Here is a 1,461-nt window from a genome sequence, read left to right as displayed (position 1 = left end):
AAGAACCTGGCCCATAGCGCATCCCTTGCCGCATGGTGATCCATTGTACCACCACATTGCGGGATCAAACAAATGAGTGCCGCGTCGATGGCGGCTGGAGCTGGCAGCTCCTGGGCGGCAAGGGCGACTGCCAAGCGCTTGGGCCCGAGCCGGCCCCTCGTCCGCCGTGGCCAGCGCCAACAAGCTCTCAGGCCTGATCGTGGCGCCGTTGCCGGTCGAGCCGGCTGCGTCCTCCAGGTATCGCGGCCCGCGACATCTGCCCGGTGCACCTGCTCGACCAATGTGGTACTGGACGTGCGGCATTGTTCCTGAGGGCCGGCTCCTGCAAGAGCTGGCCCTCCGCCATTTCTAGGCAGGGGGCATTGCATTGTTTCTTGCCGCGCCAGGCGGCCCTGCGATCCCATCATCGCCGCCAAGTCAGGCGGCCTCGGCAGCTTCACCGATCAATTCGCGCGCCCACTCGTCGAGCCAGTCCCGGCGATAGAGCGGGATGCGTCTGGCCTTCACGAAGCGCGGGCCACCACCGACGCAGGCGAGCTTGGCTAGCGTCGTGGGCTTGCGCTCGATGCCCCAGACATTTTCGAGATACCGGGACGCCGCGTCGCGGCGCATGAAGCGGGCAGGCTGGGCATTCTCGCCTGCGCCGCCGGCAGATGCTTGATGTTCCATGGTCGATCCGATCCATTGTCGGAATTGGCGGGCTACGACCATCGAACTAGCGACTTCTCTGTTTCACGTCGGCCGGAAAGGGCGGAAAGCAGTTTCCGCCTATTCCCGCGAGGGCTGCTTCTCGCCGCTTCTCCACCTGCGGAAGGCGTTCAGAAACCTCTGCCGCCGTTCCCGGACTGTGCTTTCCGCTGGAGTCACAGAGGATCCAGCAGAGAGGCGCGACACAATGAATTCATCGAGATCAGCGAGACGGCTCGGCTGTCCGTTCGCCTCCAACCAGGCGCCGACTTCAACTGCGACATCTTCCCAGGGGTATTCTGCAGGGCGCCCACCCTTGTTCCTTGGCCTTTCTTGTGGCTGGAGCAGGCGTACTGGAGCGTCAGTGACGGCAGGAAGTGGACGACCAAGGTAGTCTACAGTCGCATACGTTTCTGCAAGCGGCCAAAGGTCATTAATAAGATCAAATGGCTAGTCCGTCGCCGCCCAGTCATCCTCATCGTGAAGAAAGTCTTTAATATCAGCTATGTCATACTCTGCCAGATATGGATTATGTGATCTGACCCTTAGATGCCCCTCTGGAAATCGATATCCAAATCATCCAAATCCCAGAATTCCGGCATCTCCATGCTGTCGACTAGGTTTTTGTAGTGATCTTCCATGTTTTCTATTGGAGGCCATCTTTCAATCCATTGCTCCTGTCTTATTCTTGGCTCCACACCAAGGAGACTGCCGCGAAATCCTGGCCTTGGCCGTGCTGCTGTGATTCGATCCTGCCGATCAGGGCGGGAGGCG

Annotated in this window: 2 protein-coding genes; both read right to left on the bottom strand. The window is 60.0% G+C overall.

What is annotated here, in order from left to right; all coding sequences use genetic code 11:
• Positions 1-417: 417 nt before the first annotated feature.
• On the bottom strand, positions 418-669 hold the full coding sequence (locus tag HLA95_RS27305) for a hypothetical protein (RefSeq protein WP_191062325.1): 252 nt from the start codon (positions 667-669) through the stop codon (positions 418-420).
• 563 nt (positions 670-1,232) lie between these two features.
• Positions 1,233-1,461: hypothetical protein (locus HLA95_RS27300; RefSeq protein WP_222185121.1), on the bottom strand; the 229-nt coding region annotated here is incomplete at its 5' end.

Origin of the sequence: Geminicoccus harenae (assembly GCF_019800005.1) — a bacterium.
GTDB lineage: Bacteria > Pseudomonadota > Alphaproteobacteria > Geminicoccales > Geminicoccaceae > Geminicoccus > Geminicoccus harenae.
The sequence above is the reverse complement of the archived record's forward strand: the minus strand, read 5'-3'. Positions and strand labels throughout refer to the sequence as shown.

Coding starts and splice junctions, on each gene's coding strand:
- HLA95_RS27305 (WP_191062325.1), bottom strand. CDS start 669: ATGGAACATCAAGCATCTGCCGGCGGCGCAGGCGAGAATGCCCAGCCT.